The organism is Hyphomonas atlantica corrig. (genome assembly GCF_017795365.1).
Lineage (GTDB): Bacteria > Pseudomonadota > Alphaproteobacteria > Caulobacterales > Hyphomonadaceae > Hyphomonas > Hyphomonas atlantica.
Window position 1 is genome coordinate 516,275 of the sequence record NZ_CP051254.1, and the last position, 24,916, is coordinate 541,190.

At 58.9% G+C, this 24,916-nt stretch carries 34 protein-coding genes and 1 riboswitch; of the genes, 16 read left to right on the top strand and 18 right to left on the bottom strand.

Annotated features, from left to right (window positions below):
* A complete protein-coding gene (locus HF931_RS02540) occupies positions 1-525 on the top strand; it encodes an RNA methyltransferase (protein WP_035554193.1) in 525 nt (174 codons plus the stop codon).
* Here the strand turns inward: HF931_RS02540 and HF931_RS02545 are convergent, their stop codons facing one another.
* Entirely contained in the window at positions 526-1,188 is a 663-nt protein-coding gene (locus HF931_RS02545; protein WP_273241744.1) for a cupin domain-containing protein, read from the bottom strand. It abuts the gene before it with no gap.
* Between the two features lie 21 nt (positions 1,189-1,209).
* A complete protein-coding gene (locus tag HF931_RS02550) occupies positions 1,210-1,740 on the bottom strand; it encodes a sigma-70 family RNA polymerase sigma factor (protein ID WP_273241745.1) in 531 nt (176 codons plus the stop codon).
* 237 nt (positions 1,741-1,977) lie between these two features.
* Between HF931_RS02550 and HF931_RS02555 the strand changes: the two genes are divergently transcribed.
* Complete coding sequence (locus HF931_RS02555) at positions 1,978-2,493, top strand: invasion associated locus B family protein (RefSeq protein WP_035554190.1); 516 nt, start codon at positions 1,978-1,980, stop codon at positions 2,491-2,493.
* Positions 2,494-2,579: 86 nt separating this feature from the next.
* Here the strand turns inward: HF931_RS02555 and HF931_RS02560 are convergent, their stop codons facing one another.
* Entirely contained in the window at positions 2,580-3,224 is a 645-nt protein-coding gene (locus HF931_RS02560) for an OmpA family protein (protein ID WP_273241746.1), read from the bottom strand.
* Between the two features lie 174 nt (positions 3,225-3,398).
* Between HF931_RS02560 and rlmN the strand changes: the two genes are divergently transcribed.
* On the top strand, positions 3,399-4,568 hold the full coding sequence (gene rlmN, locus HF931_RS02565; protein WP_273241747.1) for a dual-specificity RNA methyltransferase RlmN: 1,170 nt from the start codon (positions 3,399-3,401) through the stop codon (positions 4,566-4,568).
* Between the two features lies 1 nt (position 4,569).
* Here rlmN and HF931_RS02570 read toward each other — a convergent pair whose 3' ends face one another.
* Both HF931_RS02570 and HF931_RS02575 read right to left on the bottom strand, forming a co-directional pair.
* Complete coding sequence (locus tag HF931_RS02570; RefSeq protein ID WP_273241748.1) at positions 4,570-6,066, bottom strand: tryptophan halogenase family protein; 1,497 nt, start codon at positions 6,064-6,066, stop codon at positions 4,570-4,572.
* An 81-nt stretch (positions 6,067-6,147) separates the two neighbouring features.
* Positions 6,148-6,657: a PadR family transcriptional regulator gene (locus tag HF931_RS02575; RefSeq protein WP_273241749.1), complete on the bottom strand. Its 510-nt coding sequence runs from the start codon at positions 6,655-6,657 to the stop codon at positions 6,148-6,150.
* Between the two features lie 228 nt (positions 6,658-6,885).
* Here HF931_RS02575 and HF931_RS02580 point away from each other — a divergent pair, with 228 nt between their 5' ends.
* From HF931_RS02580 to HF931_RS02600, 5 genes are all read left to right on the top strand, one after another.
* A complete protein-coding gene (locus HF931_RS02580; RefSeq protein WP_273014134.1) occupies positions 6,886-7,638 on the top strand; it encodes a phosphodiester glycosidase family protein in 753 nt (250 codons plus the stop codon).
* Positions 7,639-7,691: 53 nt separating this feature from the next.
* A complete protein-coding gene (locus HF931_RS02585; protein ID WP_273241751.1) occupies positions 7,692-8,072 on the top strand; it encodes a hypothetical protein in 381 nt (126 codons plus the stop codon).
* A 33-nt stretch (positions 8,073-8,105) separates the two neighbouring features.
* On the top strand, positions 8,106-8,462 hold the full coding sequence (locus HF931_RS02590) for an ArsC/Spx/MgsR family protein (RefSeq protein ID WP_035554179.1): 357 nt from the start codon (positions 8,106-8,108) through the stop codon (positions 8,460-8,462).
* On the top strand, positions 8,459-8,821 hold the full coding sequence (locus HF931_RS02595) for an MmcQ/YjbR family DNA-binding protein (protein WP_273241752.1): 363 nt from the start codon (positions 8,459-8,461) through the stop codon (positions 8,819-8,821). Before HF931_RS02590 ends, HF931_RS02595 begins: the two co-directional genes overlap by 4 nt.
* Positions 8,822-8,888: 67 nt before the next feature.
* On the top strand, positions 8,889-9,599 hold the full coding sequence (locus HF931_RS02600; protein WP_273241753.1) for a hypothetical protein: 711 nt from the start codon (positions 8,889-8,891) through the stop codon (positions 9,597-9,599).
* 4 nt (positions 9,600-9,603) lie between these two features.
* Here HF931_RS02600 and HF931_RS02605 read toward each other — a convergent pair whose 3' ends face one another.
* The 4 genes from HF931_RS02605 to HF931_RS02620 all read right to left on the bottom strand — a co-directional run bounded on the left by HF931_RS02605 (position 9,604) and on the right by HF931_RS02620 (position 12,163).
* Positions 9,604-10,407 (bottom strand): hypothetical protein, encoded by an 804-nt coding sequence (locus HF931_RS02605; RefSeq protein WP_155841944.1) that lies wholly within the window; start codon positions 10,405-10,407, stop codon positions 9,604-9,606.
* A 114-nt stretch (positions 10,408-10,521) separates the two neighbouring features.
* The gene (gene budC / locus HF931_RS02610) at positions 10,522-11,280 is read right to left on the bottom strand and encodes a meso-2,3-butanediol dehydrogenase (RefSeq protein ID WP_273241754.1); all 759 of its coding nucleotides are present in this window, start codon (positions 11,278-11,280) and stop codon (positions 10,522-10,524) included.
* A gap of 66 nt (positions 11,281-11,346) precedes the next feature.
* Complete coding sequence (locus HF931_RS02615) at positions 11,347-11,808, bottom strand: SRPBCC domain-containing protein (protein ID WP_273241755.1); 462 nt, start codon at positions 11,806-11,808, stop codon at positions 11,347-11,349.
* Position 11,809: 1 nt separating this feature from the next.
* Complete coding sequence (locus HF931_RS02620; RefSeq protein ID WP_273241757.1) at positions 11,810-12,163, bottom strand: ArsR/SmtB family transcription factor; 354 nt, start codon at positions 12,161-12,163, stop codon at positions 11,810-11,812.
* 167 nt (positions 12,164-12,330) lie between these two features.
* On the opposite strand from HF931_RS02620, the gene HF931_RS02625 reads away from it, so the two are divergent.
* From HF931_RS02625 to HF931_RS02655, 7 genes are all read left to right on the top strand, one after another.
* On the top strand, positions 12,331-13,329 hold the full coding sequence (locus HF931_RS02625; protein ID WP_273241758.1) for a hypothetical protein: 999 nt from the start codon (positions 12,331-12,333) through the stop codon (positions 13,327-13,329).
* 63 nt (positions 13,330-13,392) lie between these two features.
* Positions 13,393-13,504, top strand: a riboswitch (TPP riboswitch).
* Between the two features lie 63 nt (positions 13,505-13,567).
* Positions 13,568-15,439 (top strand): phosphomethylpyrimidine synthase ThiC, encoded by a 1,872-nt coding sequence (gene thiC, locus HF931_RS02630; protein ID WP_273241759.1) that lies wholly within the window; start codon positions 13,568-13,570, stop codon positions 15,437-15,439.
* An 87-nt stretch (positions 15,440-15,526) separates the two neighbouring features.
* Positions 15,527-16,423: a DUF4747 family protein gene (locus HF931_RS02635; protein ID WP_273241760.1), complete on the top strand. Its 897-nt coding sequence runs from the start codon at positions 15,527-15,529 to the stop codon at positions 16,421-16,423.
* A complete protein-coding gene (locus HF931_RS02640) occupies positions 16,416-16,967 on the top strand; it encodes a hypothetical protein (protein ID WP_273241761.1) in 552 nt (183 codons plus the stop codon). The genes HF931_RS02635 and HF931_RS02640 overlap by 8 nt, the downstream gene beginning before the upstream one ends.
* 140 nt (positions 16,968-17,107) lie before the next feature.
* Positions 17,108-17,329 (top strand): SlyX family protein, encoded by a 222-nt coding sequence (locus tag HF931_RS02645; RefSeq protein ID WP_273241762.1) that lies wholly within the window; start codon positions 17,108-17,110, stop codon positions 17,327-17,329.
* A 377-nt stretch (positions 17,330-17,706) separates the two neighbouring features.
* On the top strand, positions 17,707-18,168 hold the full coding sequence (locus HF931_RS02650) for a phage tail protein (RefSeq protein ID WP_273241763.1): 462 nt from the start codon (positions 17,707-17,709) through the stop codon (positions 18,166-18,168).
* A 120-nt stretch (positions 18,169-18,288) separates the two neighbouring features.
* The gene (locus HF931_RS02655) at positions 18,289-18,576 is read left to right on the top strand and encodes a hypothetical protein (RefSeq protein WP_273241764.1); all 288 of its coding nucleotides are present in this window, start codon (positions 18,289-18,291) and stop codon (positions 18,574-18,576) included.
* 77 nt (positions 18,577-18,653) lie between these two features.
* Here the strand turns inward: HF931_RS02655 and HF931_RS02660 are convergent, their stop codons facing one another.
* The 8 genes from HF931_RS02660 to HF931_RS02695 all read right to left on the bottom strand — a co-directional run bounded on the left by HF931_RS02660 (position 18,654) and on the right by HF931_RS02695 (position 22,742).
* Positions 18,654-18,965 (bottom strand): hypothetical protein, encoded by a 312-nt coding sequence (locus tag HF931_RS02660; RefSeq protein ID WP_273241765.1) that lies wholly within the window; start codon positions 18,963-18,965, stop codon positions 18,654-18,656.
* Between the two features lie 102 nt (positions 18,966-19,067).
* Entirely contained in the window at positions 19,068-19,196 is a 129-nt protein-coding gene (locus HF931_RS02665) for a hypothetical protein (RefSeq protein WP_272982692.1), read from the bottom strand.
* A 22-nt stretch (positions 19,197-19,218) separates the two neighbouring features.
* Positions 19,219-19,461, bottom strand: a complete 243-nt coding sequence (locus HF931_RS02670) for a YdcH family protein (protein WP_273241767.1) — start codon at positions 19,459-19,461, stop codon at positions 19,219-19,221.
* A 105-nt stretch (positions 19,462-19,566) separates the two neighbouring features.
* Positions 19,567-20,595, bottom strand: a complete 1,029-nt coding sequence (ruvB, locus tag HF931_RS02675) for a Holliday junction branch migration DNA helicase RuvB (protein ID WP_035554147.1) — start codon at positions 20,593-20,595, stop codon at positions 19,567-19,569.
* Positions 20,592-21,215: a Holliday junction branch migration protein RuvA gene (gene ruvA, locus HF931_RS02680; protein ID WP_273241768.1), complete on the bottom strand. Its 624-nt coding sequence runs from the start codon at positions 21,213-21,215 to the stop codon at positions 20,592-20,594. Before ruvA ends, ruvB begins: the two co-directional genes overlap by 4 nt.
* Positions 21,212-21,715, bottom strand: coding sequence for a crossover junction endodeoxyribonuclease RuvC (ruvC, locus tag HF931_RS02685; RefSeq protein ID WP_273241769.1), 504 nt, complete (start codon positions 21,713-21,715; stop codon positions 21,212-21,214). The genes ruvA and ruvC overlap by 4 nt, the downstream gene beginning before the upstream one ends.
* An 81-nt stretch (positions 21,716-21,796) precedes the next feature.
* On the bottom strand, positions 21,797-22,435 hold the full coding sequence (locus HF931_RS02690) for a fasciclin domain-containing protein (protein WP_273241770.1): 639 nt from the start codon (positions 22,433-22,435) through the stop codon (positions 21,797-21,799).
* An 88-nt stretch (positions 22,436-22,523) separates the two neighbouring features.
* Positions 22,524-22,742 (bottom strand): hypothetical protein, encoded by a 219-nt coding sequence (locus HF931_RS02695; RefSeq protein ID WP_035554145.1) that lies wholly within the window; start codon positions 22,740-22,742, stop codon positions 22,524-22,526.
* 180 nt (positions 22,743-22,922) lie between these two features.
* On the opposite strand from HF931_RS02695, the gene HF931_RS02700 reads away from it, so the two are divergent.
* The gene (locus HF931_RS02700) at positions 22,923-23,243 is read left to right on the top strand and encodes a YkgJ family cysteine cluster protein (protein ID WP_273241771.1); all 321 of its coding nucleotides are present in this window, start codon (positions 22,923-22,925) and stop codon (positions 23,241-23,243) included.
* Between the two features lie 820 nt (positions 23,244-24,063).
* Here HF931_RS02700 and HF931_RS02705 read toward each other — a convergent pair.
* Positions 24,064-24,912, bottom strand: coding sequence for a hypothetical protein (locus HF931_RS02705; protein ID WP_273241772.1), 849 nt, complete (start codon positions 24,910-24,912; stop codon positions 24,064-24,066).
* Positions 24,913-24,916: the final 4 nt, after the last annotated feature.

Below are 24,916 nucleotides of genomic sequence, written 5' to 3' on the forward strand. Positions count from 1 at the left end.
ATGCGCGGCTATTTTGCCATCGGATCCGAACGGATTTCAAAACCCATGAACCTTGGCGCCCTGATGCGCACGGCAAATGCGTTCGGGGCAAGCTTTGTCTTCTCGATCAATGCCGAGCACAGGCTTCGCGCAGCCTATCAGGCGGATACATCGAAGACGGCTGGGCAAGTGCCCTATTACCAATGGGACAATGTTGACGAGATGCAACTACCGCGCGGCTGTCAGATGGTCGGCATTGAATTGACCGATGACGCCGTGATGCTTCCCACCTTCCGACATCCTCCGCAGGCGGCCTACATTCTCGGGCCGGAAAAGGGGGACCTGTCGCCGGAAATTCTCGCCAGATGCGATCATGTCGTGAAGATCCCGACCAAGTTCTGTATCAATGTCAGCCTGGCGGGTGCGCTCGTCATGTATGACCGGCACCTGTCGATGGGTGGCTACGCCCCGCGACCAATCATGCCGGGTGGTACGGCTGGGGACGGACTCGCAAACACCCATGTTCCGGGCAAAGACAGAAAATAGTCAGCGGCCGAGTACGCGCTGGATCATGCCCATGACGCCGGTAAACTTCAAACCAGCATCACGAACCGCCAGTGCGAAGCATACTTCACCGGCATCACCGACAGGCTGGTGAGTGTCATCCGGCCCTTTGACGGCCAGATCTCCAGGCCCGTAGCTGCCCGTTTCATCGGTAAACCCACCGGCGACAACCAGCGTGAACTCCGTACCACCATGTGAGTGACGCGGCACTCTGGCATTCGGCTGGATGCGATACAGCTCGACTTCGAGTTCGCTTTTCACGTCCAGCTTCATACGGCGGATACCGGGCGCAGTGCCCTGCCAACCTGCAAGGTCAAATGCCTCAAAGGCTGCATCCCGCAGCGGCTCGGGCAACTCTGCCAGTTCGGCATCGGATGGCGCGGATCGTGCCGGGAGGTCTTTTTCTCGTTCCAGCGCATCAATCAGATCCAGCGCGCGGGCCCCTGCCCCCGCAGACATGGCCACCGGAGTGGCAGTTTCGAACATGATTCCGGAAATGGTCTCGCTCACCGCCAGCGCGCCCCGCACATCACTGCGCAGCATGCTCTGCGTTTCAAGCAACAGCGAAAATCCCGGATCCAGCTGGCCCGCGGCATAGGCGGAATACAGTTCGCTGAAAGATGGAGGTGACGTTTCCTGCATCATGACAAATTCCATTGCTTCGGGTCAGGCATCAGTGCCTCCCGGCTCCAACTGACCGCGCAATCGGCCAAACGCCAACCTGATGCGGGATTTGACCGTACCGAGCGGCAATCCGAATCTTGTGGCAATTTCAGAATGTGACAAGCCCTCATAGAATGCTGCTTGCAGCAATTCGAGTTGCTCGTGCGGAAGCTTTGCCAGCTCCGCCCGCACGCTTTCCTCGATCTGGGCGCGATCCAGCGCCTCGTCCGGCTGCTCGATATCCGGTGGGCGCAGCATGGGTTCATCGGCGTCGAGTTCCGGGCGCGACGCCTTGCGAAATCTATCAATCCGACGGTTGCGCGCGATACGAAAGATCCAGGTCGAAACCGATGCCTGCTTCCGGTCATACATGTCAGCCTTGCGCCAGACTGTGACCAACACATCCTGGGCCAGATCCTCGGCCTCATTGTCGCTTGCGCCCAGTCGCAGCATGTAGCTCTTCACGCGCGGGGCATAGAAATCGAACAGTACCGAGAAAGACTCCCGGCACTTCTTCGCCGCGATCAGCGCCATGCAATCTGCATGGTGTGCCCTGACACTGGGGGAAATTGATGTTGTTACAGTGTCGTTCACACGCGAACTCTCATACTGGGACGAACCACCACTATCCTTGTGTCAGACCACAAAGGCAACCATTGGGCCGAACACGCCAGCGTGAAGCACACCGTAAACCATTTGCCGTAGTTTAGCCTTAACCCTGTTGTCTCTATGGTGCCGGCACCGCTTCGAGCCAAGGGACATGTATAGAAAATGCACACACTGAGACTCAGCCGCAAATCACTCATTTCGCTTGCCGTGGCCGCCGCTCTCGCGGCCCCCTTGGCATCGGCGAGCCCGACAGCGATCGGGCGCTACAAGGACTGGTCAGTCTTTACTGATACGGCCAATGGCGAAACCATCTGCTACGCTGCAACACAAGCAACCGACAAGGCGCCTCGCGCGGCCGATCATGGCGATGTCTGGTTTTATGTGACGAACTGGAAATCTGGCCGGGCACGCAACCAGCCGAGCATGAAGGTCGGCTATGAATTGCGTGAAGACCTCGCCCCCAAGGCAAGCGTCGGCCGTTCCTCCTGGGCGTTGTTTGGCGTGGGACGCGAAGCCTTCGCAGACGATTCCGACGATTCCCGCATCGTGTCCGCCCTGCGCAAGGGTAGCGAATTGCGCGTCGAAGCTGTTTCCAAGCGCAACACGCAAGTCGCGTATCATTTCTCGCTGAGCGGCTCGGCCGCAGCGATCGACAAGGCGTCTGCGATCTGTCGCTAATGCCTCAAAGCCGACTGCAAAAAGGCCAGCTGCGCTCATGTGCAGCTGGCCTTTTCCTTTAGCCATTCAAACCGGCTTAGTCGCGATTAGTAGCTTTCCTGCGTGATCGGCGTCAGGATGATCTCGACGCGGCGGTTGGCTGCGCGGCCTTCGGCTGTCGCATTGTCGGCAATCGGCTGGGTTTCACCCATGCCCACAGCCGCCAGGCGTACTGGCGTCACGCCCTGATTTACCAGATAGGACCGTACAGACTCTGCGCGGCGCTGGGACAGCTCCATATTGTAGTCGTCCGGGCCGTCAGAGCTGGCATGACCAATAATGTCGACAGCTGTCGACGGATAGTCGACCAGTGTTGCGCCCACATCATTCAGCGCACCATAGAAGTTTGGCTGGATCGTGGCGCTGTTCACAGAGAATGTGATGTTCGACGGCATGGTCAGCGCGATCTGGTCACCCTGGCGCTCAACACCGATGCCGGTACCGGCGGTCTGCTCGCGCAGCTGGCGCTCTTGCTTGTCCATATAGTCGCCGACAGCAGCGCCTGCGATTGCGCCAACTGCAGCGCCAATTGCAGCATTGCGACCATCGTCGCCGCCTGCCAGCGTACCGGCGCCTGCGCCAAGAATGGCTCCCACGCCTGCACCCGTCAGGACTCGTTGGCTCGGGCCAGTTTCACAGGCCGGAAGGGCGATCAGGGGAAGCGCAAGCAGCGCATAGGAAAAACGTTTCATTTCATCAGCTCCTTTGGAAAGGACAGCCCGGAATTGGGCACGCTTATCAACGCGTGGCGCAGTGTGTCGGTTCCTTCAATGGCAAAACAAGGGCAGGATTATTAACTCATGGTAAGACTCCGCCTGCAGGGAGTAATTCCTTGAAAGCCTTCAACATGTTATAGGCGCGGGACCATGAAGATTGAACTCGACCTTTCGCGCCGCGCTGACGCCGCGCCCGCTGCCCCTCGCTCTCTTGCGGGTATGTCCCTGCCTGCCCTGAAGGCAGAAATGGAAGCGCTTGGCCTGGACCCGAAAAAAGCGGGCATGCGCGCGAAACAGCTGCGCCGCTGGTTGCACCATTTCGGCTCTCAGGATTTTTCCGCGATGACGGACATCGCGAAAGATTTGCGCGCTCGGCTGGACGAAACATTCGATCTGACGCGGCCTGAAATCACGGATCATCAGATTTCCCGCGATGGGACGCAGAAATGGCTGACACGTTTCGGACCGGGCATCGAAGGCGAAAGCGTCTACATTCCTGACGTTGGCAAAGCGGGAGCCCTGTGTGTGTCGAGCCAGGTTGGCTGCACGCTGAACTGCACATTCTGTCACACGGGCACACAGAAACTGGTCCGCAATCTGACTGCTCAGGAAATTGTGGCGCAGGTCCTGATCGCGCGCGATGGGCTCGGCGAGTGGCCAACCTCCACAGAGAACCGGAAGCTGACGAACATCGTCTTCATGGGCATGGGCGAGCCGCTCTACAATCTGGACAATGTCGCAGAAGCCATCGACACGATTTCGGATGGCGACGGCATTGCGATTGGTCGCCGCCGGATCACGGTCTCGACGGCTGGTGTCGCGCCGAAGATTCCAGAGCTCGGCCACCGCACCAGCGCCGCGCTCGCCATCTCGCTCCACGCGACACATGACGATCTGCGCAACGAAATTGTGCCAATCAACCGCAAATACGATCTGCAGACGCTGTTTGAAGCCATCCGAGCTTATCCGGATCTGGGCAATTCCAAGCGTGTGACCTTTGAATATGTCATGCTGAAGGGCGTCAATGACAGTTTGGCGGAAGCGCGTGATCTCGTCCGCCTGCTGAGAGGCGTGCCATCCAAGATCAACCTCATCCCGTTCAACCCCTGGCCCGGCAGCCCCTACGAGTGCTCGGACTGGGAAACGATCGAAGAGTTCGCGGAAGTCCTCAACCGGGCTGGCTATGCCTCTCCGATCCGCACGCCACGCGGCCGGGACATCCTCGCCGCCTGCGGACAATTGCGCTCTGAAAGCGTCAAGAAATCCGCCGCCGAAAAACGCCGCGAAGCATTGGCCGCCGCTGAATCCAGCACGGTTTGAATCAAGACAACTTTCTCGCCTCAGCCGCACGCTCCACTAGTGATAGAAACGCCTCATGGTCCGGCAACTCGGCCCGGGCCTTCATCACCACTTGACTAAGGTCCGGGATGCTGGCGCGGGAGTGGGTTGCTCCCTTCACGTATCTCATGCCATGCAGAATGAATTCATAGCTGTCGCGAGCGAAAAGCCTGTCGGCGCCCGGAAAGTCAAATTGGCCTGGCCCCCGATGCTTCCAAAGCTCCAATCGATCCCGCAGGTCATCGACAATCACCTCGTCAGAGGTCGCAGCTCGCCAGAATGCAGTATCTCGACGATTTGAAATGACGTAGTGTAGGTTCAGAAATCCCAATATCTCATCATACAAATCGTTTGTGATGCGGTTGTAGTATCGCATGGTTGCCTGAGGCGCGGACTCGAAATCGGCTAACATGTTTGCAATCGCCAGCCCCGCGAATTCGATAAGATACAGGCCGGATGATTCCAGTGGCTCCAAGAAGCCGTCCGAAAGTCCAACCGCAACACAGTTCCCCTTCCAGCTGACCTCCCGCTTCCCACTAGCGAAACGGATGTGCCTTGCTTCCAACTCATCGCTATGCGCGCCTTCATACTGGCGTAGCGCGGCTTCGGCCGCGGTTTCGTCGAGGAACTGGCTGGAATACACATACCCGATGCCCCGACGCGACTGAAGATTGATATCCCACTGCCACCCAGCCTCCCGTGCCGTCGCTTTCGTGTATGTTAGTATGCGTTCTGGTCGGTACACATCATAAGGCACGCGCATGGTTACGGCGCGGTCGCACAAAAGATGCTTCTCAAACGACCGGACAGGCACGTCCAGCGCTCCGCCAAGTAGTACAGAACGAAACCCCGTGCAATCAATATAAAGATTTGCGGTGAGGTCATCGCCTCGGTCGGTTTTTACGCCTGCAATCAACCCCTCCGGCGACACTATCACGTCCACCACGTTCCCCAACCTGTATTCTATACCGTTGGCCTGCCCGAAGCTAGACAGGCGCGCCGCCAGTTTGATGGCGTCGAGGTGGTAAGCATACGGAAAGCTTGCTTGATACTGAGGATGTCGTGGAGACTTCGGCGCAGTATTGAAGTCAGCCAATTGTGTCAGGACGGAAAAATGCCGGTCGAACGGGAGACCATTTTGCGCAGACCATGCAATTGCGGCCGTGTCTGACTGAGGGCGAGGCCTCCGATCAAACGGATGGTCGTAAGTCTCGCCCAAATTCCAGTCTTTGAAGCGGATCAGAGTCTTGAATGTCGCCTCTGTTGACTCCAGAAAATCCTGCTCTGGAAGCCCTATATCGTTCAGGGTACGTCGGATCGTTGGTACAGTGGCCTCCCCCACACCGATCGTGGGTATATCAGGGGACTCGACCAGCACGATGCGAGTGTCGCGCCCGGTTCGACGACAATGCGCATTCAACAGATTGGCGGTGATCCAACCCGCGCTTCCGCCTCCCACGATCAGGACTGACTGAACCATTTTTTGCCTCCAACGACCCTGTTCATGATATAGCCCGCAGGATTATGTAGGGGTCAATCGCAGACGACAGCCCCTTTCTGATCAATCGGCTCTCAATCGGTGAATACGTTGCTGGGCGTCCGCCAGAATATCGGCAATAGCCTTGCGGTTTGCAGCATTGTCAGGGTCAGACCTGACTGTATCGCGTACGGTGTGTCGTAGCCTGTGCATTGCACCGCGTACATCTTCCGGATCTTCCGGCCGTTCACTTTCCTGCAGTGCCGCGAGGCGTTCGGCGATCGCCTGCAAGGTCTCGGTGTTTGCCTCATGTTCGGCTTGGCCAGCTTTGGTCAATTGGAACATCCGGCGCTGACCATCCAGTTCTACCTTGACCAAACCGAGGTCCAGCAGCGCTTCAAGTGCAGGATAGATGACGCCGGGGCTGGGCACATATGCGCCACCCGTCCGGCTTTCGATCTCGCGGATCAGGTCATATCCATGACGCGGCTCGCTGGTGAGCAGATCCAGGATCAACACGCGCAGGTCACCATGATTTAGGGGGCGGCGTCGCCGACCTCGTGGGCCATGTCCCTGTTTTCGTCCGTGTCGCATTCTCATCCGTCCCCCAAATCCATCACCTCTGTCTCCGGCGCCTTTGTGGCGGCGGGCGTTCTGTTGGTTTTCTCGATATCTCATTTGTTGTCCTTTCGATATATCTGAATTGTATATTGTATCGATATATCGAAATTCAAGTTTCGTTATATCGATAATATGAGATTCCATCTCAACCTTGCTGAGATGTACGTGGCGCTACCTCTTTCCACCGGCTAATCTGGCGAAATGAGATTCCTGATTTTCACCTTGCTCTGCGCCTGTCTGATACACGCCTGCGCCCGCGCTCAGCCCCAAACTGAGTGCGAACAACGTATCCACCTGGATCAGCCCTACACGGTCTGCACATTCGCCGCGGAAACGCCGGTACGTCTCTGGCTGTCCGGTCCGGATGGCGCGCCATTCGGACAGTTTGACCGGCTTTCAGCGCACCTGGCCACACAGGATCAAACGCTTGTCTTCGCCATGAATGCGGGCATGTATCATCAGGATCGCCGGCCCGTTGGCCTCTACATCGAAGACGGGGTTCAGACTGCCCCGATTGTCACGCGTGAAGTGCCTGGCAATTTCGGAATGCTGCCCAATGGCGTGTTCTGGATTGATAGCGCCGGCGCCGCGCATGTCACCGAAAGTCGCGCCTTCGATGCGCTTTCGCCGGACGCCATCCACGCCACCCAGTCCGGCCCGATGTTGGTGATCGATGGCGACCTGCACCCGAACTTCAATCAGGACGGCCCAAGCAAGAAACGCCGGAATGGGGTCGGCGTCGGCAAGGACGGCACCTTGTATTTCGCAATCAGCGATGTGCCCGTGAATTTCCACAGCTTTGCAACACTGTTCCGCGACGAGTTGGGAGCGCCAAACGCGCTGTTCCTCGACGGATTCATCTCAAAACTCTATGCGCCTGGTATTGGTCGAAACGAGACAGGGCTCGACATGGGCCCCATCATCGGCGTCGCGCGCCCGACCAAAAACGACTGACCCGAAACCGCCTGCATGCTAGTATGGATTTCTGTCGACGGGAGGAATGACCCATGCTGACCGACACGATCCTGCTTCTCTTCGGCCTCTACTTCATGGCGGCGGGCGCTGGTCTGCTGACCGATCCCCTGCGCGTCGCCAAGATGATCGACGACCTCGAGGCCAGCCCGGCGATCGGCTTCCTTTGCGGCGCTGTGATGCTGTTTTCCGCGGGCGGAACCTTGTCGCTCCAGAACAGTTTCACCAACATCTCTGACGGGTTGGCGACGCTGCTGCTGGCTGGTGGACTGATCGAAGGCCTGTTGTTGGTCGCCTGGCCAAAGCCGATATGGGCGATTGCCCACTGGATGATGCCGGATGACGACCATCTGCGCGGCTTCGGGGTTGTTGCGCTCGCCATTGGGGCCGTGGTGTTTGCGCTCGGCGCGCTTTAGGCTCGTCACACAGAAGAATCGAAAGGAAAAGACATGTCGGCTGGCCCGGTGACCCTCTACGGATTGAAGAATTGCGATACATGCAAGAAGGCGCTGAAAGCCCTGGACGCTGCCGACAGGGACACCGCCTTCGTGGACATACGCGAAGAGGCCGACCTTGATCGGCTTGTGCCCGCCTGGCTCAAGGCCGTTGGCGCGGAGAAGCTGGTCAATCGCCGTTCGACCACATGGCGCACCTTGTCGGACGAAGAGAAATCCGGCGCGCTGGGCGATGGCGCAGCAGCCTTGCTCAAGGCCAATCCAACCCTGATCAAGCGACCCGTCATTGATACCGGCGCAGATATTCTTGTTGGGTGGGACAGTGGCGCGCAGCAGGCCCTGACGCAATGACCCTGGAGGAATACAATTCCTTTTGTGAGGGGCTTGGCCAGACCGAACATGTGGTACAATGGGGCGGGTCCCATGTGTGGAAGATTGGCAACAAGGTCTTCGCCATTGGAACACCCGATGGGGAACAGCTGGCGGCATGCACATTCAAGGTGCGCCCGATCAGCTTTCACATCCTGAAGGAACAACCCGGGTGCCAAGGTGCGCCCTATCTCGCCTCACGCGGCATGAAATGGATTCAGCGCTTCTCCGAAGAAACCCTGTCGGATGAGGACCTCAAGGAATATCTCACCGAATCCTTCCGGCTGATCGGCAGCGCGCTCAGCAAGAAAAAGCAGCGTGAACTTGGCCTGATCGACTAAACCAACCCGCGTGTCGCATTGACGCCAAGGCTGTGACTGGGCCATGCGCGCAGGACAGGAGCCAGCTATGTCCACCGCTTTCACGATTTCCGTCCCCGCCATGTTCAACGGCCCGCCGGGCTCCGCCAATGGTGGTATCGCTGCCGGACTTGCCGCCAGCCAGATCGACGGCCCGGCCGAGGTTTCCCTGCGTGCGCCACCGCCGCTGGAAACACCGATGCAGGTGATCAAGACAGATGACGGGTATGAAGTCCGCCATGGCGAGCAAACCGTCATGCTGGTGCGCCCGACCGAGGCGCTTGCTCCGCCCCCTGCTGCGCCGGGCTTCGAGATTGCCAAATCCGGCCCGGACCATTTCCCGCCGGTCGAAACGCACGCTTTTCCTGGCTGCTATGTCTGCGGGCCGGAACGCACCGAGGACGGCTTGTGCCTGTTCACCGGGAAACCTGACGGCTATGACGGCGTGACAGATGTCTGGACACCCGATGCCAGCCTTGCGGGCGAAGACGGCCTGATCCGCCCGGAAATCCTCTGGGCCGCGCTGGATTGCCCCGGCGCGTTCGCGATCGGCTTTCAGGACAATCCGATGGTGCTCGCCAAGATCGCCGCCCACATCCATGACCGGCCCGCCCCTGGCGATGAGTTGATCGTGGTCGGATGGTCTCTGTTCGATGATGGGCGCAAGCATGGCGCCGCGACCGGTCTGTTCACCCGCGACGGACGCCTGCTGGCACAGTCAGAGCAATTGTGGATCGAACTGAAACCGGCAGTCGCCTGAGCGATCAGCGCCTGCGGCGCGGGTTGAGATAAAGATTACGTTCCTGTGTGTCGAGTTCACGCACGGCCCGCCCCATGTGAAGTTGCTCGACCTCTCTCGCGACGTGCCTGCGCGCAGATCCATTGAATTTCAGCAGGGCACAGAATATCTGCAGGACGGCCTCCAGCTTTGCGTAGCTCTCGGCCGCATCCAGCTTCACGATCCAGGAACCACCCAGATTGATGATCCGGTGGTCAAGGCTGCCGATCTTCCGGCCCCGGTCATCATAGAGGCTGTAATCCGCGCCAATGCCGATCACATTGCGGCGGAGACGGTAGAAACGCGGCCCATTCTTCGTATCGATGAAGAAGGAAAATTTCTCCGGAAACAAGGGCCATTTGTGCGCCGAACGCTCCAATTGAATGATCTGGTCGTGGCGACTGATATTGACGGAATAAGCCGGGACCGGAACGCCCTTCGCCCCAATGCTCAATTGGAGTGAGCGCCCCATCAGCAGTTCGGCGGTCCCGCGCCAATGCATGCCTTCAGAGAAAAGCTTCAGCACAAGACGGCGCTTCATGCCCTCTTCGGTTTTCCACAATTCCTTCCGGTAGGCGAGAATCCCCGTCCGCTCGCGGCCATCCTTGACCTGCCCGAAAATTTCCATGTCCTTGGTGAACTGATCAGACGCAGCCTCGTGCTGGGTCCGCTTCATGATGCCAATCTCGGTCGGATTCAGATCCGTTGCCCAGAGGTCCACCTTGAACGTCTTGTATTTCGACTTCGCCTTGGTCTCCTCGGCAGGACCGAACGTCGCGGTAAAAGCCATTGGGCACGTCTCCGTCATCGGGTTCGCGCCCAACATGGCGATTCGGTGTCGCCATAAGGTTAACAAATCGCCCTCAGGCATTAAACAACTGCAGTTTCCGCAGTGGCCAGGCCCCTACCCCAATTGCGGCTGGCCGTTTGACGCCGATACGCCGCCATCCACCGGCAGGACGACCCCCGTCACAAAACGCGCATCCCGGCTTGCCAGAAAGGCGATCACATCCGCAACGTCGTCAGGTTCGCCGGGCCGCCCCATTGGTATTCGCTGCAGGAAGCGCTCCAGCAATCCATCATCATCCATGATGCCATCGGCCATGTCCGTCCTGGTCAGGCTTGGCGCGACCGCATTGACGCGGACACCCTCACCAGCAAGGTCCAGCGCCATACCCTTGGTCATCAGGCTGACACCGCCTTTAGACGTGTTGTATCCAAACATGCCCCAATCCCCTCCCAGACCGGAGACAGACGACACATTTACGATGTTGCCCTTCGACTTTTTCAGGTGTGGAAGCGCCGCTGTAACGGTGTTGAAGATTCCGCCGACATTGATGTCCTGCATCTTCTGAAAGTCGTCGCGTGACAGCTTTCCCGGTCGCCCCCCACGCGCAATGCCCGCATTGTTGACCAGCACGTCCAGGCGACCAAACGCATCAAGGGTCTCGGCCACCAAAGCATCGACGTCTTCAACCTTCGACACATCTCCAGCGACAATTTTTACCCGGTCACCCTCAATCTCGCTGGCGATCGACTCCAGTTTCTCCCGGGTCCGACCATTGAGAACCGTATTGTAGCCATCGCGAGCAAAGCGCTTTGCGGTTGCCGCGCCGATGCCCGATCCGGCGCCGGTGATTATAACTGTTGGGGCGTCTGACATGCTGGTCTCCAATCTGGCTTTGTCTTGTAAGCCAATGATTGGGGACCAACGCGGTTCCACTCCCTGTCATCCTGCCTGCAGCAATTCCTCCAACCGGATCAATGCGCTGCCCCAACCTTCTTGCGCCTCTTCCAGCAAGGTTGATCCGTCCAAAGCGACGGTTTGCAGGGTCACAACCAGACGCGTGCCCGCCCCTTCGGCCAGAAACTCTGCAGTAACAAGGCTGGCTCCTTCCAGCGCATCCATGGAAGAAATGATCTCCGTATAGACAATCCGTTTATCAGGAAGGATGTCATGATACCGCCCGCGTACCACGGCGACAGCCTCATCGCCAGCAAGGCAGGTCGTCACATCTTCTCCGCCTACGGTAAAGTCAGCTGCATCGATACGCATGTCGATCTCATCCGAAGGCGATCCCCAGACCTTGCGCTGGTCTGGATCGGCCCAGGCGGCGAAGACGCGCGCGGGTGAGGCCGACAGGCCTTTTTCAAGCGTAGCAGTTCCATGCTGAGCGGTGTGATGGGTCATGTCAGGTGTCCTTGTTGGGGTCGTTCTCGTTCAGGAAATCATCAAGCCGGTCGAGCCGTGCAGACCAGGCCTGTTCATATTGCGTGATCCAGTTCTTCAGCTCCGCAAGACGGGCGGCTTCCAGTCGGCAAAGCCGGACCCGTCCCTTCTTGCGGCTGGACACCAGACCGCCAGCCTCCAGCACTTTGAGGTGCTGCAAGAAGGTCGGCAGGGCCATGTCATAGGGTTCGGCCAGTTTCGACACCGGCGCCTCGCCAAGCGCCAGTTGCGCCAGAACTCCGCGCCGTGTGGCATCCCCGAGGGCGTGGAAGGCCCGGTCGAGGGCGGATGAATCGGAAGAAGAATAGTTAGCCATATAGCTATCTATCTCGAAGCGCGCAAAGGCGTCAAGTCACTTAGTAATTCTACTAACTATTTTGTCGCCACAGTGAGTGCCACCCACAACGCCCCAGCAAAACAAGGTATTCGCAAAGCGCAGCACACCGGCTAGATTCTCCCGACCCATGCTTTCCCGGAGGATTTATGCGCCTGAAACTTGCCGCCCTGCTGGCCGCGACCGCCTGCTTCATTCCAGCCGCGCTGGCCGATTGCCCGGCTGACCATCACCAGCAATTGGTGCGCAAGCTGCAATCCCTTCAGGCTGCGGGCGAAAACGTGGACACCGGCGCCGTATACGAGGATCTGAAAGCTGACTTCGCGAATTGCCCCAACGACTATCAGGGCATCGCAATGTCTATCCATCTGATGACATCGGCTGTGGCACGCGAAACCGACCCCGTTGCGAAGATGGAGCAGATCAACTTCGCGTTCAAAATGCTGCGCCAGGCCTCCGACACATATGATTCCAAGATGCAGCCTTTTACCTACACAGACGAAAGCGGCGCTGAGCAAAGCTTCTGGGCGTGGGGCCATGCGCGCAACGCGCTGGGCCTGACGTTCCTGCCCCACCTCGTCCTGCTTGCCGAGTCCGGTCATGTCGAGCCGAGCCTGACCGGAGGCGCCCCTGCTGTATGCCCCTATGGAGAGACGCCGCGTTTGTCAGACGAGGTGGAAGGCCGATTCTGGGTCAAGCTGCTGGAGGCTTCTTCGAAATTCGGAACCGCTGGCCTGGGAGATGAGGACGATCTGAAATTCTACGACCAGAATCTCGCCGTCTATGATCGGCGGGTCGAGTTTGCGAAGAATCGCCTCTCGTCGCTCGCGAAAGCCTGCCCCGCAAGTGAAACCCAATTCCTCTATGATCGCGCGAGAGTCATGGGCCAGTGGGCGCAGTATTCTGACCGTCAGGCCAATCAGATCAAACTGGCAATTGAGGACTTCCGAGTGGACCGCGACCGGCGCGAAATCGTGTCTCAGCTGCGCGAAGACTTGCTCGATCAGCGCAATGCGCGCGCCCGCGACGCGGCCGAGGCCTACAACGCGTTCTACGCCTCGAAGGCGAAGACCGGCTCGCATCTCGAGTTCCGTCTTGGTGACGAGCAAACATATATTGATGTGACGGGCTGGTCGAAGACCCCGTAAAGCCGCCAGACCGCCACCGGCAGAAAGCCCTCTTTCAATCGCCACGTGATTGGACTAGTTTGCACCGCATCCGAGGGGCGCGTCTGGTAAGCGCTGAGATTGGGCTGATGCCGCCCGAGCACCCTTTGAACCTGATCCGGTTTGCGCCGGCGTAGGGACGGAATGCGACAATGGGCAAATCTGCCCGGATTCCCCCCATGCCGAATGGTGCAGGCCTCAACGCTCGCGAGGATGCGCCATGAACAAGCCCGCCGATCAAAGCCAGTTCGAGACCCCCAAAGTCACCACCGGTCCCCTGCCCGCCAGCCGCAAGGTCTATTCCCATCCTGCCGATGCGCCTGACATCGCCGTGCCGCACCGCGAGATTGACCTTCACCCTTCCGCGAACGAGCCGGCCGTGCCCGTCTATGACACGTCCGGCCCCTATACCGATCCGTCCGTCACCATTGATGTCGAAAAAGGCCTCGCCCGCGACCGGCGCGCCTGGGTGCTGGAGCGCGGCGGCGTCGAGGAATATGACGGCCGCGATGTGAAGCCGGAAGACAATGGCGGCGCCACCGGCAAATATCTGGCCCGCGAATTCCCCGTGAAGCACAAGCCCCTGCGCGGCCTGCCCGGTCACAAGGTGACGCAATACGAATTCGCCAAGGCAGGCATCATCACGAAAGAGATGATCTATGTCGCCACGCGCGAGAACATTGGCCGCGCGAAAGCCGCAGAGGGCGCCGCAGAGCAGATCGCACAGGGCGAGAGCTTTGGCGCGCACATCCCGGAATTCATCACACCGGAATTCGTCCGCGAGGAAATCGCCGCTGGCCGCGCGATCATCCCGTCCAATATCAACCATGCCGAGCTGGAGCCGCAGATCATCGGCCGGAACTTCCTCGTGAAGATCAATGCCAATATCGGCAACTCCGCCGTCGCCTCATCAGTTGAGGAAGAAGTCGACAAGATGGTCTGGGCCATCCGCTGGGGCGCCGACAATGTGATGGACCTGTCCACCGGCCGCAACATTCACAACACGCGCGAATGGATCATCCGCAACTCCCCCGTCCCGATCGGCACGGTGCCGATCTATCAGGCGCTGGAAAAGGTGGACGGCGTCGCCGAAGACCTGACCTGGGAAGTCTATCGCGACACGCTGATCGAACAGTGCGAACAGGGCGTCGACTATTTCACCATCCATGCCGGCGTGCGCCTCGCCTATATCCACCTGACGGCAGACCGCGTGTGCGGCATCGTCTCGCGCGGCGGCTCGATCATGGCGAAATGGATGCTGGCCCACCACAAGGAAAGCTTCCTCTACGAACATTTCGAGGACATCTGCGACATCATGCGCGCCTATGATGTCAGCTTCTCCCTCGGCGACGGCCTGCGCCCCGGCGCGATTGCAGACGCCAATGACGCGGCCCAGTTCGCAGAACTGGAAACCCTTGGCGAGCTGACAAAGATCGCCTGGGACAAGGGCTGCCAGGTGATGATCGAGGGGCCGGGCCATGTGCCCATGCACAAGATCAAGGTGAACATGGAGAAACAGCTGCGCGAATGCGGCGAGGCCCCCTTCTATACGCTGGGGCCGCTCACCACGGACATCGCGCCCGGCTATGACCATATCACCTCCGGCATCGGCGCAGCGATGATCGGCTGGTATGGCACGGCCATGCTCTGCTATGTGACGCCCAAGGAGCATCTCGGCCTGCCGGACCGGGACGATGTGAAAGTCGGCGTCGTCACCTACAAGCTCGCCGCCCACGCCGCCGACCTCGCCAAGGGCCACCCCGCCGCGCAAATCCGCGACGATGCGCTTTCCCGCGCGCGCTTCGAGTTCCGCTGGGAAGACCAGTTCAATCTCAGCCTCGACCCCGAAACCGCCCGCGACTTCCACGACCAGACCCTCCCCAAAGACGCCCACAAGGTCGCGCATTTCTGCTCCATGTGCGGCCCCAAATTCTGCAGCATGAAGATCACGGCGGAGGTCCGCGACTACGCCGCGAACATGAGCGAGAACGAACGGACCGATCTGGAGAAGCAGGCCGCAGAAGCGCGCAAGGGGATGGAGGAAAAGAGCGCGGAATTCATCGCACAGGGCGCGGAGATTTATGTACGGTAGAGACGCCATAGCTTCTCTCCTGATTATCTAGACAACCCCGAAAAATCCCCCTAAAGGTTGCTCAAAATTTCACCCCTGGAGAGAGGCATGGCAAGACCACCTAAGTTAGAAGTGTCAGCGATCAACATTCGCATATCAACTGATGAAGATCGCGACTACAGCGCACTAATTGCTACCCTCGCGGAGCAAAGAAAAGGCGTACGCGTATATGGCGATTCATATGTAGCTATCAGCTATTTTGATGAATCATCGAAGATGGGAATCCTGTCAAAATATACGGAGATCGACATTGATGGAGATTGGTTCGATCTAGAAGATTTTGACGCAGCACCGCCAGAAAAATTGGACGAAATCAGCATTCCTGAATCTCTACGCCCAAACCTTGCACAATTTTACTTCAAATTAGACGAGGACAGCCATGTCGTTTTGTTTTCAAGCTACTCGGCTTCCAAGTCTTTAAGTGCTCGGTCATTGGAAACATACTTCGCTCAAGCTCTTCGCTGGTCGGTCATTAGTCAAAAGTTCGGAAGAGTGGAAGCTGATATCATCAAGAGCTATGATGAAGCTGAAATGCTACTCCGCATGCCCCACCTTAAAGAGATGCGATTTATTATTGGCCGACCCAATACAGACATCGGACGCGGATTGGCGGAAGAAATTGAAGAACGGTTAGAACGGGAAAATGGCGACGAATACGAGGAGGTGGTTAGGACCAAAACTGAGAAGGATTTGGTGCCAACAGAAAGATCTTTCAACCTTGCAATCGTCGCGTCTGAGAATGGCAAAGTGCAAACAAAAAGCCTTGTTAATGGCATCGTGACCACCCATACGACTGAAGACTCTCCACTAGTTGAAAAAGACACCTATGATCCCGAAGTCCAATCCGAACTGAGCGTGTTCAATCGCCTTGCTTCGACCTTGATATCGAAAGTCAATCAAATGAGAGATAGACTGAGAGAAAAGACAACAGACCCGAATGGCTGAGACAAATCGATCTAACTTATTTGGGAACTTGAACGATGTCTATTCTGCCGTGGGCGGCATTCGGGCGATCATGTTCTCATCTTACTTTGGATTGGCCGTGGCGCTCGCCGCCAGCAGTTGGCGTTCCATAATAGTAGAAAACGATGTTGAACGATGGACTTCAACAGTTCTGGCAATATTTCCCAGCTTAGCAGGGTTTTCGATCGCAGCATTCGCGCTCTTATTTGCGCTGTTGGATGAACACACCAAAAGAATTCTGAGTAAACCGAGTGATCGCTTTAACGGAAAGTCCCCGCTAATCATGGTCGTGGGAATCCTCACACATGCGCTCATCATACAAATTATAACGATTCTTTATGCACTCGTTTACCAAGAACGACCGCTGCCAGACTTTTGGGGAGTCGGAGAAACTACGAACCGCGCATTGGCTTTTCTTGGTGTATGGCTACTTTTTTATGGCATTCTTCTGATGATCGCTGTTGTGCTCACCATTTTTAAGATGGTGGAATTGCTCAATAAGCCCAGAAGCCACCCTCCTATGTAAAAAAGCGATGCTCGGCATTGCGGTAAAGCGGGTTAGCGTCAGCGTAATCCGCCATTTCATGCGCAGAGTTGGCGGGCCATGACCACTCTAGCCCCTCCCTTCCATTGCCACCCCCCACCCCCAGCGCTAATCCCTCCGCCATGACAGACACACCCTCCACCTCCGCCCGCCTCGACGAGCTTGAAATGCGTGTGGTCCATCAGGACCAGACGATTGAGGATTTGAACGCCGCCATCACGGCGCAATGGAAGCTGATCGAGCGGCTGGAGCGGCAGGTGGCGCGCCTTGCCGAGCGCGTGGCGGACGCCGAGCAGTCCGCCGGCCAGGCCGCCCCCGTGGACCGGCCCCCGCCGCATTACTAGCGCAACCCGCCAGTCCCTCCACGTCTCAACCTTGTCATCCCGGAATTTGCGGCAGCAAATATCCGGGACCCAGCAGCATGGGTGATTTTCGGCAGGATGGGTCCCGGATAAGCGCTGCGCGCTTTCCGGGATGACAAACTTCCCTCTCTCCGTATCTCCGGCGCTGCGAAGGGATGAAGCGAATGCACTGCATTCGCCCCGCAGCAGGCCCAAGCGCAAGCGCAGGGCGCGGAGTCCCCTGCGGCAGGCTCCGCGCCCTCACCGCGGGAGACCCCGGCGTCCGCCGGGGATGCGGTGTTGATGGCAATCGACGCCCCCCTTGCCGTGCCCCCAAAGCTGCCTAGACTGATTTCCATCCATAAAGGGGAGGAGACGACATGGCCCGGCTTTCCATTTTCACGGCAGCGATCATCACGGCGACACTGGCCGCACCATCGGCGCAGGCCGGCCCGGACGAATATCTCGGCGAGATCCTGACCGTCGGCTTCAATTTCTGCCCGCGCGGCACGCTGGAGGCGGATGGCCGCCTGCTGCCGATTTCGCAGAATACCGCCCTCTTCTCCCTGCTCGGCACCATGTATGGCGGGGATGGGCGCACCACATTTGCCCTGCCCGATTTGCGCGGGCGGGTTGTCGTCGGCGCGGGCCAGGGCCCCGGCCTGACAGAGCGCCGCCTGGGTGAGCGCGGCGGCGTTGAGACTGACATGGCCGCCCCGGCGCTGGCCGATACGGGCGATGGCGATGCGCTGGGCGACTCCTCCGTGGGCAACAACATGCAGCCTTATCTTACACTGAAACAATGCGTCGTGACGCAGGGCATCTTCCCTTCACGGAACTGATCAACCCGCACCAATTCGTCTGATAAGCGGGTATGCCATGCTCGGCTCATGGACCCGCGCTACCGCCCCTTTTACCAGCATGTCTGGGCCTTTTGCTGGCCCATTCTGTGGTGGAACCTTATGCGCCTTGCCGCCGTGCAGCGGAAGGTGAAGCGGAACATATGGGTGACGGTTACGCGGACCGGGCAAATCCGCGTTCGCTATATTGCTGATGCGCCGGTGCGGCGTGTTCTGCCGGAATGGTCCGCGCGCTGGGAACGGCCCAGCCTCGCCAGCGACCTGCCCGCCTGCCTTGCGGCGTTGCTGCCATGCCCCTCGCGGTTGGCCGTGGATGCGTCATGGGCGGGCCATGCCAAAGGGGAACGTCCCCTGGCCGGCGCCGCGCGCATTGCCCGCGCCCCGCCCTGAATCCCCAAACTGATCGAAATTTGCCTTTTTGCGCCCGGATGGCCCCGCCATGCCGGCCGCACGTGCTGCGTCAAATGTCAGGCGGCAGGCCGGCGGGCACGGCGCACGGGGGATTCTAGCGGAACCTGGTCACACCATTGCGCATCGCCGGTCATGTCACACAGAATGGCGCACAACGTCTCGCGCAGCTCATCCCGCCGCGCCTGCAACGCCTCGCGATTGCTGAACGCGTCATCCTCGATACTGGATTCCGCCTCCGCCAGGGCGTGCGTCACGTCTTCGAACTCCTCGGCAAGGCGACGGAATTCCGGATCGGTTGAGGTCAGTTCGAAGATTTCCGCGATGACATCGGGAAATTCGCCTGCCAGTCCTGCAAATGAATGTGCCAATTGCTAGTCCCCACTACAATCGATTGCATTTCTAGTAACACCATAAGGTTGAAGAGTCTTCCCCTAATTCGCAAATAAGGGGAAAAATAGCAGTTGGATCGTCTAAAGGTCGCCTTCGGACTTGCCCGATTGCTTCCAGAGCCAGGCTGTCAGGCCCGCTCCGATCAGCAGCAAGGTGGCGAATCCGACCAGCGCCGCAATGGCCAGGGCATCAACGCTGAGGTTTCCCATTGCCCGCTCCTCTCCGTGCTGTTCAGGCCGTTGCGCCCAGAATGCGGTTGATCTCGTCCTTGATCATCATCCGCTGTTTGCGCAGCCGCGTCTGGAACGCATCACTGGCGGGCTCAATATCGGTTTCGATGCGGTGAATCTGGCGATTCAGCTCATGGTATTCATCCGCCAGACGGGCGAAATGCGCATCCGTCTGCTTCAGCTCGTGAATTCGGTCGGCGGCGTCCGGAAATTCCTCGGCGAGCTCGTGCGGCGTATGAGACATAGAGAAATTCTCCCTGATTGGCTGTGTCTGCCAATCATGTGCTCATGACGCCCGCTCCATCGGAATCGGGGGAAATACGTAGTGGCTGCGCACGCCCGTGATCGACTATTTTTCGCCGAACAGCCCCGATTGCTGCCCGCCGGGATTTGGCAGGCCAAGCCTCTCATAGGCCAGCGGCGCCGCAACCCGGCCCCTCGGCGTACGGGCGACATAGCCTTTCTGCATCAAATAGGGCTCGATCACATCTTCCACCGCATCACGCGCTTCAGACAGCGCCGCCGCCAGCGTCTCCACGCCTACCGGCCCGCCCGCATACGTCTTCACCAGCGCGTGCAGATAGCGACGGTCCAACGCATCAAGACCATCGGAGTCGATCTCAAGCCGCTTCAACGCGCTCGCCGCCGCTTCCTTTGTGATCGTTCCGCCGTCCGCCTCTGCAAAGTCACGCACCCGGCGCAGAAGGCGTAGCGCGATGCGCGGCGTGCCACGCGCACGGCTAGCGATTTCGATCGCGCCATCCTCTGTAATCGGAGCCGTCAATTTACGCGCCGCCGCCATGACGATGCGGGCGAGTTCCTCCGGTTCATAAAACTCAAGCCGGAGCGGAATGCCAAACCGGTCCCGCAATGGTGTGGCCAGCAGCCCCGCTCGGGTCGTCGCGCCAACCAGTGTGAAAGGCGCAAGATCAAGACGCACAGACCTTGCCGACGGCCCCTCCCCGATCACAATGTCGAGCGCGTAATCCTCCATGGCTGGATACAGGATTTCCTCGACAACTGGCGGCAGGCGATGGATTTCGTCAATGAACAAAACATCGTTCGGCTCAAGATTTGTCAGGATCGCCGCAAGATCACCGGCCTTGGCAATGACTGGGCCTGACGTCGCACGAAAGCCTACGCCCATCTCCTTGGCAAGTATCTGCGCAAGCGTTGTTTTCCCCAGCCCCGGCGGCCCGAACAGAAGCACATGATCAAGCGCCTCTTCGCGTTTCTTCGCCGCATCAACATAGACTTTTAGGTTCGACTTCGCCTTGCGCTGGCCGACATAATCGTCAAACGCTTGCGGTCGCAGCGCGCGGTCCAGCGCGTCGCCGCCTTGCGCGTTCGGATCAGACAGAGCGCCCTCGCGGCTCATTTCGCGAGCTCCTTCAGCGCCGCCTTGATCAGCTGGCTGACATCCTCATCGCCCGCATCCTTTGCCGCACTGGCCACTGCGCGCGCGGCATCAGCCTGAGCATAACCAAGATTGACCAGCGCCGAGATCGCTTCGCTGCGCGCACCTGTCGCAGCGGCCACTGGCTTACTCGCAAGTCCGGCCACCCTGGCCGTTTCGAACTGACCGAACCGCCCCATTGGTGGTGGCTTCCCGGCCAATTCGCCCGTGATGCGCTCAGCCAGTTTCTTGCCCACGCCCTTTGCGCGCGTCAGCACAGACGCGTCACCAAGCGCGATTGCATCCATCAGTTCGGCCGGCGTGATCGCATCAAGAATTGCCATTGCCGCCTTGCCTGCAACGCCGTGCACATCTTGCAGCCGGACAAACCAGGCGCGTTCCTCATCCGTACCGAAACCATAAAGCGTGATCGCCGCTTCGCTCACCTTGGTCTCGACATGCAGCACCGTATCATCGCCTGCGTGCAGTTTCGACAGGAGTCGCGCGCCGGCCATGCAGACATAGCCGACTCCATTTACATCAATCAGAACATGATCCGCGCCGAGGGCGGCGACGGTGCCAGTCAACCTGCCAATAATCATGCCGCGCCCCGCTTCACATCCAGCGGCAGATGGTGCGCCGTGCAGATCGCACAGGCCAGCGCATCCGCCGAATCCGATTTCATCTCCCCCGCCCGGGGCAACAGGCGCTTGACCATAAAGGCCACCTGATCCTTGTCTGCCGTGCCCGTGCCGACAATCGCCAGCTTGATCTTGCGTGGGGCGAATTCCGCGACCGGCACCCCCGCCATGGACAGCGCCGCCATTGCCGCGCCGCGCGCCTGGCCAAGTTTCAGCGCCGAGCGCGGGTTGGCGTTGACGAGCGTTTCCTCAACGCCGGAGGCATGAGGACCATAATGCCGGGCCAGTTCGCCGACGGCCTCGAATATGCCGCCAAGCCGTTCTGACATGGCAAGACTCGAGTCCACCGAGATCACCCCATGTGCGATATGGGCAAGCCGTGCGCCGGTCTGCTCGATAACGCCCCAGCCCGTATGGCGCAGGCCGGGATCAATCCCCAGAATTCGAATCGTCGCTGTCATGCCCTCCACCCTATCAGGATGGAGGGTTAAGAACAGCTTGCGTTTTCGCTATTTGTTCACATCCGCTGCAATGGCGTTTCCCTATTCGCTTTCCCGGGGAACCAGCACGGAGTCGATCACATGAACGACGCCATTGCCGCCCTCGATATCGCTTTCCAGTATGCTTGCCTGATTGATCATCAGCTCGCCGCCGCCCATGTCGCGCAGGGACAGGTCGAGCCCGTTCAGGCTGGGTGTCGGCACGCCGTCTTCCTCTGCGGGCACGTTGGAGGCGCGGAGATCGCCTTCCACAATATGATATTCCAGCATGCGGACCAGCCGGTCGACTTTCTCAGGGCGGAGATAATCCTCCAGCTGGCCTTCGGGCAGCGCGTCGAAGGCCTCATTGGTGGGCGCGAACACGGTATAGGGCCCGCCGGTTGCGAGCGTCTCGTCCAGGCCCGCGGCCTCAACCGCACCATAGAGCGTAGACAGGCGCGGATCAGCGGCCAGCGTGTCCACGACGTTCGGGCCGGAGGTCACCATCTGGTCCCGGTCCATTGTCTCGGTATAGCTCTCGCTGTCATTCATATCGGGGTCAGCCTCTACGGGCGGCGTAATATCGACATCATCCGCATAGGGCTGCACTGGGTCTTGCGGCATTGGTGTATCTGGCGCGTCACCCGAACAGGCGGCGAGCATGAGGGCGGCAACAGCAGGGACAATCATTTGGCGTTTCATCAGCGGGGATCCTTTCCTCCGGCAAGCAGTCTTCAGGTAACGCGTACCTTGCGATTTGGTTCATCAGGGCGAGACGCAATTCACGCGCTCAATGAGGACTTTCCATGGCCGGACGCGGGCGGTTCATGGTCCAGTTGACCACGCCGCGCACAGAAGGATTGGGCGCGCACCAGATCTCGCCCGTTTCGGTAATGATCGTGACCCAGATGAGATTGTGCTCCTGGCCATAATCGATGACGCCGATGGCATAGCCCTCACCGCGATCTTTCACAGTCAGGGGGATGGGCGGATTGAGCTGGGTGAACATGGATTGAAACTTTCAGGATTGAGTTGTGGGACAAACGCCAGCGCGCGACAAAGGTTGCGCGGCGCGAGCCTCCCACGCGCAAAAAATTCCCGCTTGCCAGACGCCGCATTCGGGCGCATATCGCGCCGCCGCCGGGAGCTGCGACAGGCGCGGGCCGGGCGGTGGAGCCAGGAATATTCCATGTCAGATTCGTCGTTCGACTGTGTGTCCTGCGGCGCCTGCTGTTTCAGCCGGAACCCCCGCTATCTTTCCCTGCTGCCGTGGGATGCCGGGCGCAGCCTGCCCGCGGACAGCCTGTTTTCCGAACAGGGCCAGACCTTTGTAAAGTTCGAGTGCGGCCATTGCGTGCATCTGGACCTGTCGAACGGCAAGGCGGCGTGCGGCGTGTATGAAGACCGGCCCGAAGCCTGCCGGGCCTTCCGTGCGGGGAGCTTTGAATGCGTCAAGGCCCGCCGCGCCAATGGTATCATGGGTGAACGCGTCCGCCCCGTCGCGGCCTAGGCGATGGCCATGCCATCGCGATCCCCCTCTAGCTCCCCCTTTGCAAGGGGGAGAACGACCCTCAAGCAAGGCGGTTGCTGTCTGCGTTCCTCCCCCTGCAAGGGGGAGGACAGGTGGGGGTCTGCGATGTTCCCTCCAGCACAAACATCCGGACTGGCCGCAACCATCCGGGTATCCTGTAGTCCAGCTCCGTCTGGCGAAGCCGTCGGCGCGGCGGGCGCCGTGGCGCTCCGCCTGATGATTTGTAGATGGCTACGGAATGGAGCGTTACCGCCCGCCGCGCCGGACAGGGTCTTCAGCGGACACCTCGAAAGGGCCCAAGGTCCCGGGTCTTCGTTACCGGCGCCGCGCGAACACTGCCCCCGTGCTTTTCACACGAAAGGCGCATCCGGGGAGGCCTTACTCCCGTGCGTCCGGACGAGGCGGATTCCCAACCGAGCTTCCTCGGCTCACCCTGGCCTGACCTGCCTAGGACCGTGCGGGACCGTATATCTCCCGCAAAGCCCATCCTGTCCCTGACCCCACAACCAGAACGGCACCTGATCCGGCTCCTGTGAGGGCAGGAGGGAAGTATGGAGTGGGGAGCTATCAGACGGATTGGGGGAGGCGCACAGGCCGCCAAATACCACCTCCCCGGCGCATGCCGAGGCCTCCCGCCGTTAGAGCGCGGAGCCAGCCGCAGGAGACTCCGGCATGCGCCGGAGAGGAGGGGAACCGCCTAGGGGTGAGCAGAGTGGCGGGTTGCGCTTGGCTAACCTGCCCTACAGCTTTACGTTAAAAGCATTTGATTGATGTTTTTGACAGCAAGCAAGTCCAAGAGTCACTTGAGCCTTTCTCGATTGTACCTTCGCGTAGCCCATACAGAGTTAGTGAATCTTCTACGGAATCGATAACTGAAATCTAAGCCCGCCTCATGCAGTTGACGTTTCTGAATGTCGTAAGGCAAGCCATCGACGTTCAAGCTCATCAACTCGACGATTATCTTCTCCGTCTTTTCATCAATCTGGGACCAAACATCCGGATTGAAATAGGTACACTCGCAATGTTCTAGACACAGCTGCAGGCTAAATTCAAAGAGATTGTTCTTCGCCCATCGAAATCTATCAAGAAGAGGCTTCACGAGATGATTGCATCCTCGAAACCAGGCAAAGGCAACCCGAACCCCAAATGCTGTCGGCAGCACACTGAATAGTATGTTCCGAAAAACGCGACCATCGTAGGAATCTCTATGGCGAAAGTACACTGGAAATGCTTCGGGATTAACCACACCAATTCCGGCGAAGAAGGGCAAACAATCAAGATCGAAAGCAAAGAACTGTATACTTTCTTCACGATCTTCCATCATTGACCAAAGGCTATCAAAATCGAAGAAACTATCCCGCAAACCAATAGTTGTACGCAGAGCAATTCTCTCGACATTCCCGTCCGAAACGAAATTGCTGCCCGTTGTGAAATACGAATCAAAGATCAGCTTGTTGGCAGTTTTTTTTGTGATCTCTTGGGCCATGGCCCGGAAGAATAACAGCTGCATATTCTCTGGGGTTGGATCAAATTCTTTTTTGTCTATCGAAACGAACAGGTCACGATCGTGTGTGGCACAAAACCCTTTGAATGCCGTTGCAGCTCGCACGCCGATTTTCGCAGGTGAATACCTCTGATCGTCGTCCATCTCG

Excerpts from the sequence above, each read along its gene's own strand:
- rlmN (WP_273241747.1), top strand. The coding sequence starts at position 3,399 with ATGAAGATTGAACTCGACCTTTCGCGCCGCGCTGACGCCGCGCCCGCT.
- HF931_RS02545 (WP_273241744.1), bottom strand. The coding sequence starts at position 1,188 with ATGATGCAGGAAACGTCACCTCCATCTTTCAGCGAACTGTATTCCGCC.
- HF931_RS02705 (WP_273241772.1), bottom strand. The coding sequence starts at position 24,912 with ATGGACGACGATCAGAGGTATTCACCTGCGAAAATCGGCGTGCGAGCT.
- thiC (WP_273241759.1), top strand. The coding sequence starts at position 13,568 with ATGAACAAGCCCGCCGATCAAAGCCAGTTCGAGACCCCCAAAGTCACC.
- HF931_RS02635 (WP_273241760.1), top strand. The coding sequence starts at position 15,527 with ATGGCAAGACCACCTAAGTTAGAAGTGTCAGCGATCAACATTCGCATA.
- HF931_RS02540 (WP_035554193.1), top strand. The coding sequence starts at position 1 with ATGCGCGGCTATTTTGCCATCGGATCCGAACGGATTTCAAAACCCATG.
- HF931_RS02585 (WP_273241751.1), top strand. The coding sequence starts at position 7,692 with ATGCTGACCGACACGATCCTGCTTCTCTTCGGCCTCTACTTCATGGCG.
- HF931_RS02640 (WP_273241761.1), top strand. The coding sequence starts at position 16,416 with ATGGCTGAGACAAATCGATCTAACTTATTTGGGAACTTGAACGATGTC.
- ruvC (WP_273241769.1), bottom strand. The coding sequence starts at position 21,715 with ATGACAGCGACGATTCGAATTCTGGGGATTGATCCCGGCCTGCGCCAT.
- HF931_RS02695 (WP_035554145.1), bottom strand. The coding sequence starts at position 22,742 with ATGTTCACCCAGCTCAATCCGCCCATCCCCCTGACTGTGAAAGATCGC.
- HF931_RS02645 (WP_273241762.1), top strand. The coding sequence starts at position 17,108 with ATGACAGACACACCCTCCACCTCCGCCCGCCTCGACGAGCTTGAAATG.
- HF931_RS02555 (WP_035554190.1), top strand. The coding sequence starts at position 1,978 with ATGCACACACTGAGACTCAGCCGCAAATCACTCATTTCGCTTGCCGTG.
- HF931_RS02575 (WP_273241749.1), bottom strand. The coding sequence starts at position 6,657 with ATGCGACACGGACGAAAACAGGGACATGGCCCACGAGGTCGGCGACGC.
- HF931_RS02600 (WP_273241753.1), top strand. The coding sequence starts at position 8,889 with ATGTCCACCGCTTTCACGATTTCCGTCCCCGCCATGTTCAACGGCCCG.
- HF931_RS02655 (WP_273241764.1), top strand. The coding sequence starts at position 18,289 with ATGCGCCTTGCCGCCGTGCAGCGGAAGGTGAAGCGGAACATATGGGTG.
- HF931_RS02550 (WP_273241745.1), bottom strand. The coding sequence starts at position 1,740 with ATGGCGCTGATCGCGGCGAAGAAGTGCCGGGAGTCTTTCTCGGTACTG.
- HF931_RS02650 (WP_273241763.1), top strand. The coding sequence starts at position 17,707 with ATGGCCCGGCTTTCCATTTTCACGGCAGCGATCATCACGGCGACACTG.
- HF931_RS02670 (WP_273241767.1), bottom strand. The coding sequence starts at position 19,461 with ATGTCTCATACGCCGCACGAGCTCGCCGAGGAATTTCCGGACGCCGCC.
- HF931_RS02690 (WP_273241770.1), bottom strand. The coding sequence starts at position 22,435 with ATGAAACGCCAAATGATTGTCCCTGCTGTTGCCGCCCTCATGCTCGCC.
- HF931_RS02625 (WP_273241758.1), top strand. The coding sequence starts at position 12,331 with ATGCGCCTGAAACTTGCCGCCCTGCTGGCCGCGACCGCCTGCTTCATT.
- HF931_RS02595 (WP_273241752.1), top strand. The coding sequence starts at position 8,459 with ATGACCCTGGAGGAATACAATTCCTTTTGTGAGGGGCTTGGCCAGACC.
- HF931_RS02620 (WP_273241757.1), bottom strand. The coding sequence starts at position 12,163 with ATGGCTAACTATTCTTCTTCCGATTCATCCGCCCTCGACCGGGCCTTC.
- ruvB (WP_035554147.1), bottom strand. The coding sequence starts at position 20,595 with ATGAGCCGCGAGGGCGCTCTGTCTGATCCGAACGCGCAAGGCGGCGAC.
- HF931_RS02615 (WP_273241755.1), bottom strand. The coding sequence starts at position 11,808 with ATGACCCATCACACCGCTCAGCATGGAACTGCTACGCTTGAAAAAGGC.
- budC (WP_273241754.1), bottom strand. The coding sequence starts at position 11,280 with ATGTCAGACGCCCCAACAGTTATAATCACCGGCGCCGGATCGGGCATC.
- HF931_RS02580 (WP_273014134.1), top strand. The coding sequence starts at position 6,886 with ATGAGATTCCTGATTTTCACCTTGCTCTGCGCCTGTCTGATACACGCC.
- HF931_RS02605 (WP_155841944.1), bottom strand. The coding sequence starts at position 10,407 with ATGGCTTTTACCGCGACGTTCGGTCCTGCCGAGGAGACCAAGGCGAAG.
- HF931_RS02570 (WP_273241748.1), bottom strand. The coding sequence starts at position 6,066 with ATGGTTCAGTCAGTCCTGATCGTGGGAGGCGGAAGCGCGGGTTGGATC.
- HF931_RS02700 (WP_273241771.1), top strand. The coding sequence starts at position 22,923 with ATGTCAGATTCGTCGTTCGACTGTGTGTCCTGCGGCGCCTGCTGTTTC.
- HF931_RS02560 (WP_273241746.1), bottom strand. The coding sequence starts at position 3,224 with ATGAAACGTTTTTCCTATGCGCTGCTTGCGCTTCCCCTGATCGCCCTT.
- HF931_RS02665 (WP_272982692.1), bottom strand. The coding sequence starts at position 19,196 with ATGGGAAACCTCAGCGTTGATGCCCTGGCCATTGCGGCGCTGGTCGGA.
- ruvA (WP_273241768.1), bottom strand. The coding sequence starts at position 21,215 with ATGATTATTGGCAGGTTGACTGGCACCGTCGCCGCCCTCGGCGCGGAT.
- HF931_RS02590 (WP_035554179.1), top strand. The coding sequence starts at position 8,106 with ATGTCGGCTGGCCCGGTGACCCTCTACGGATTGAAGAATTGCGATACA.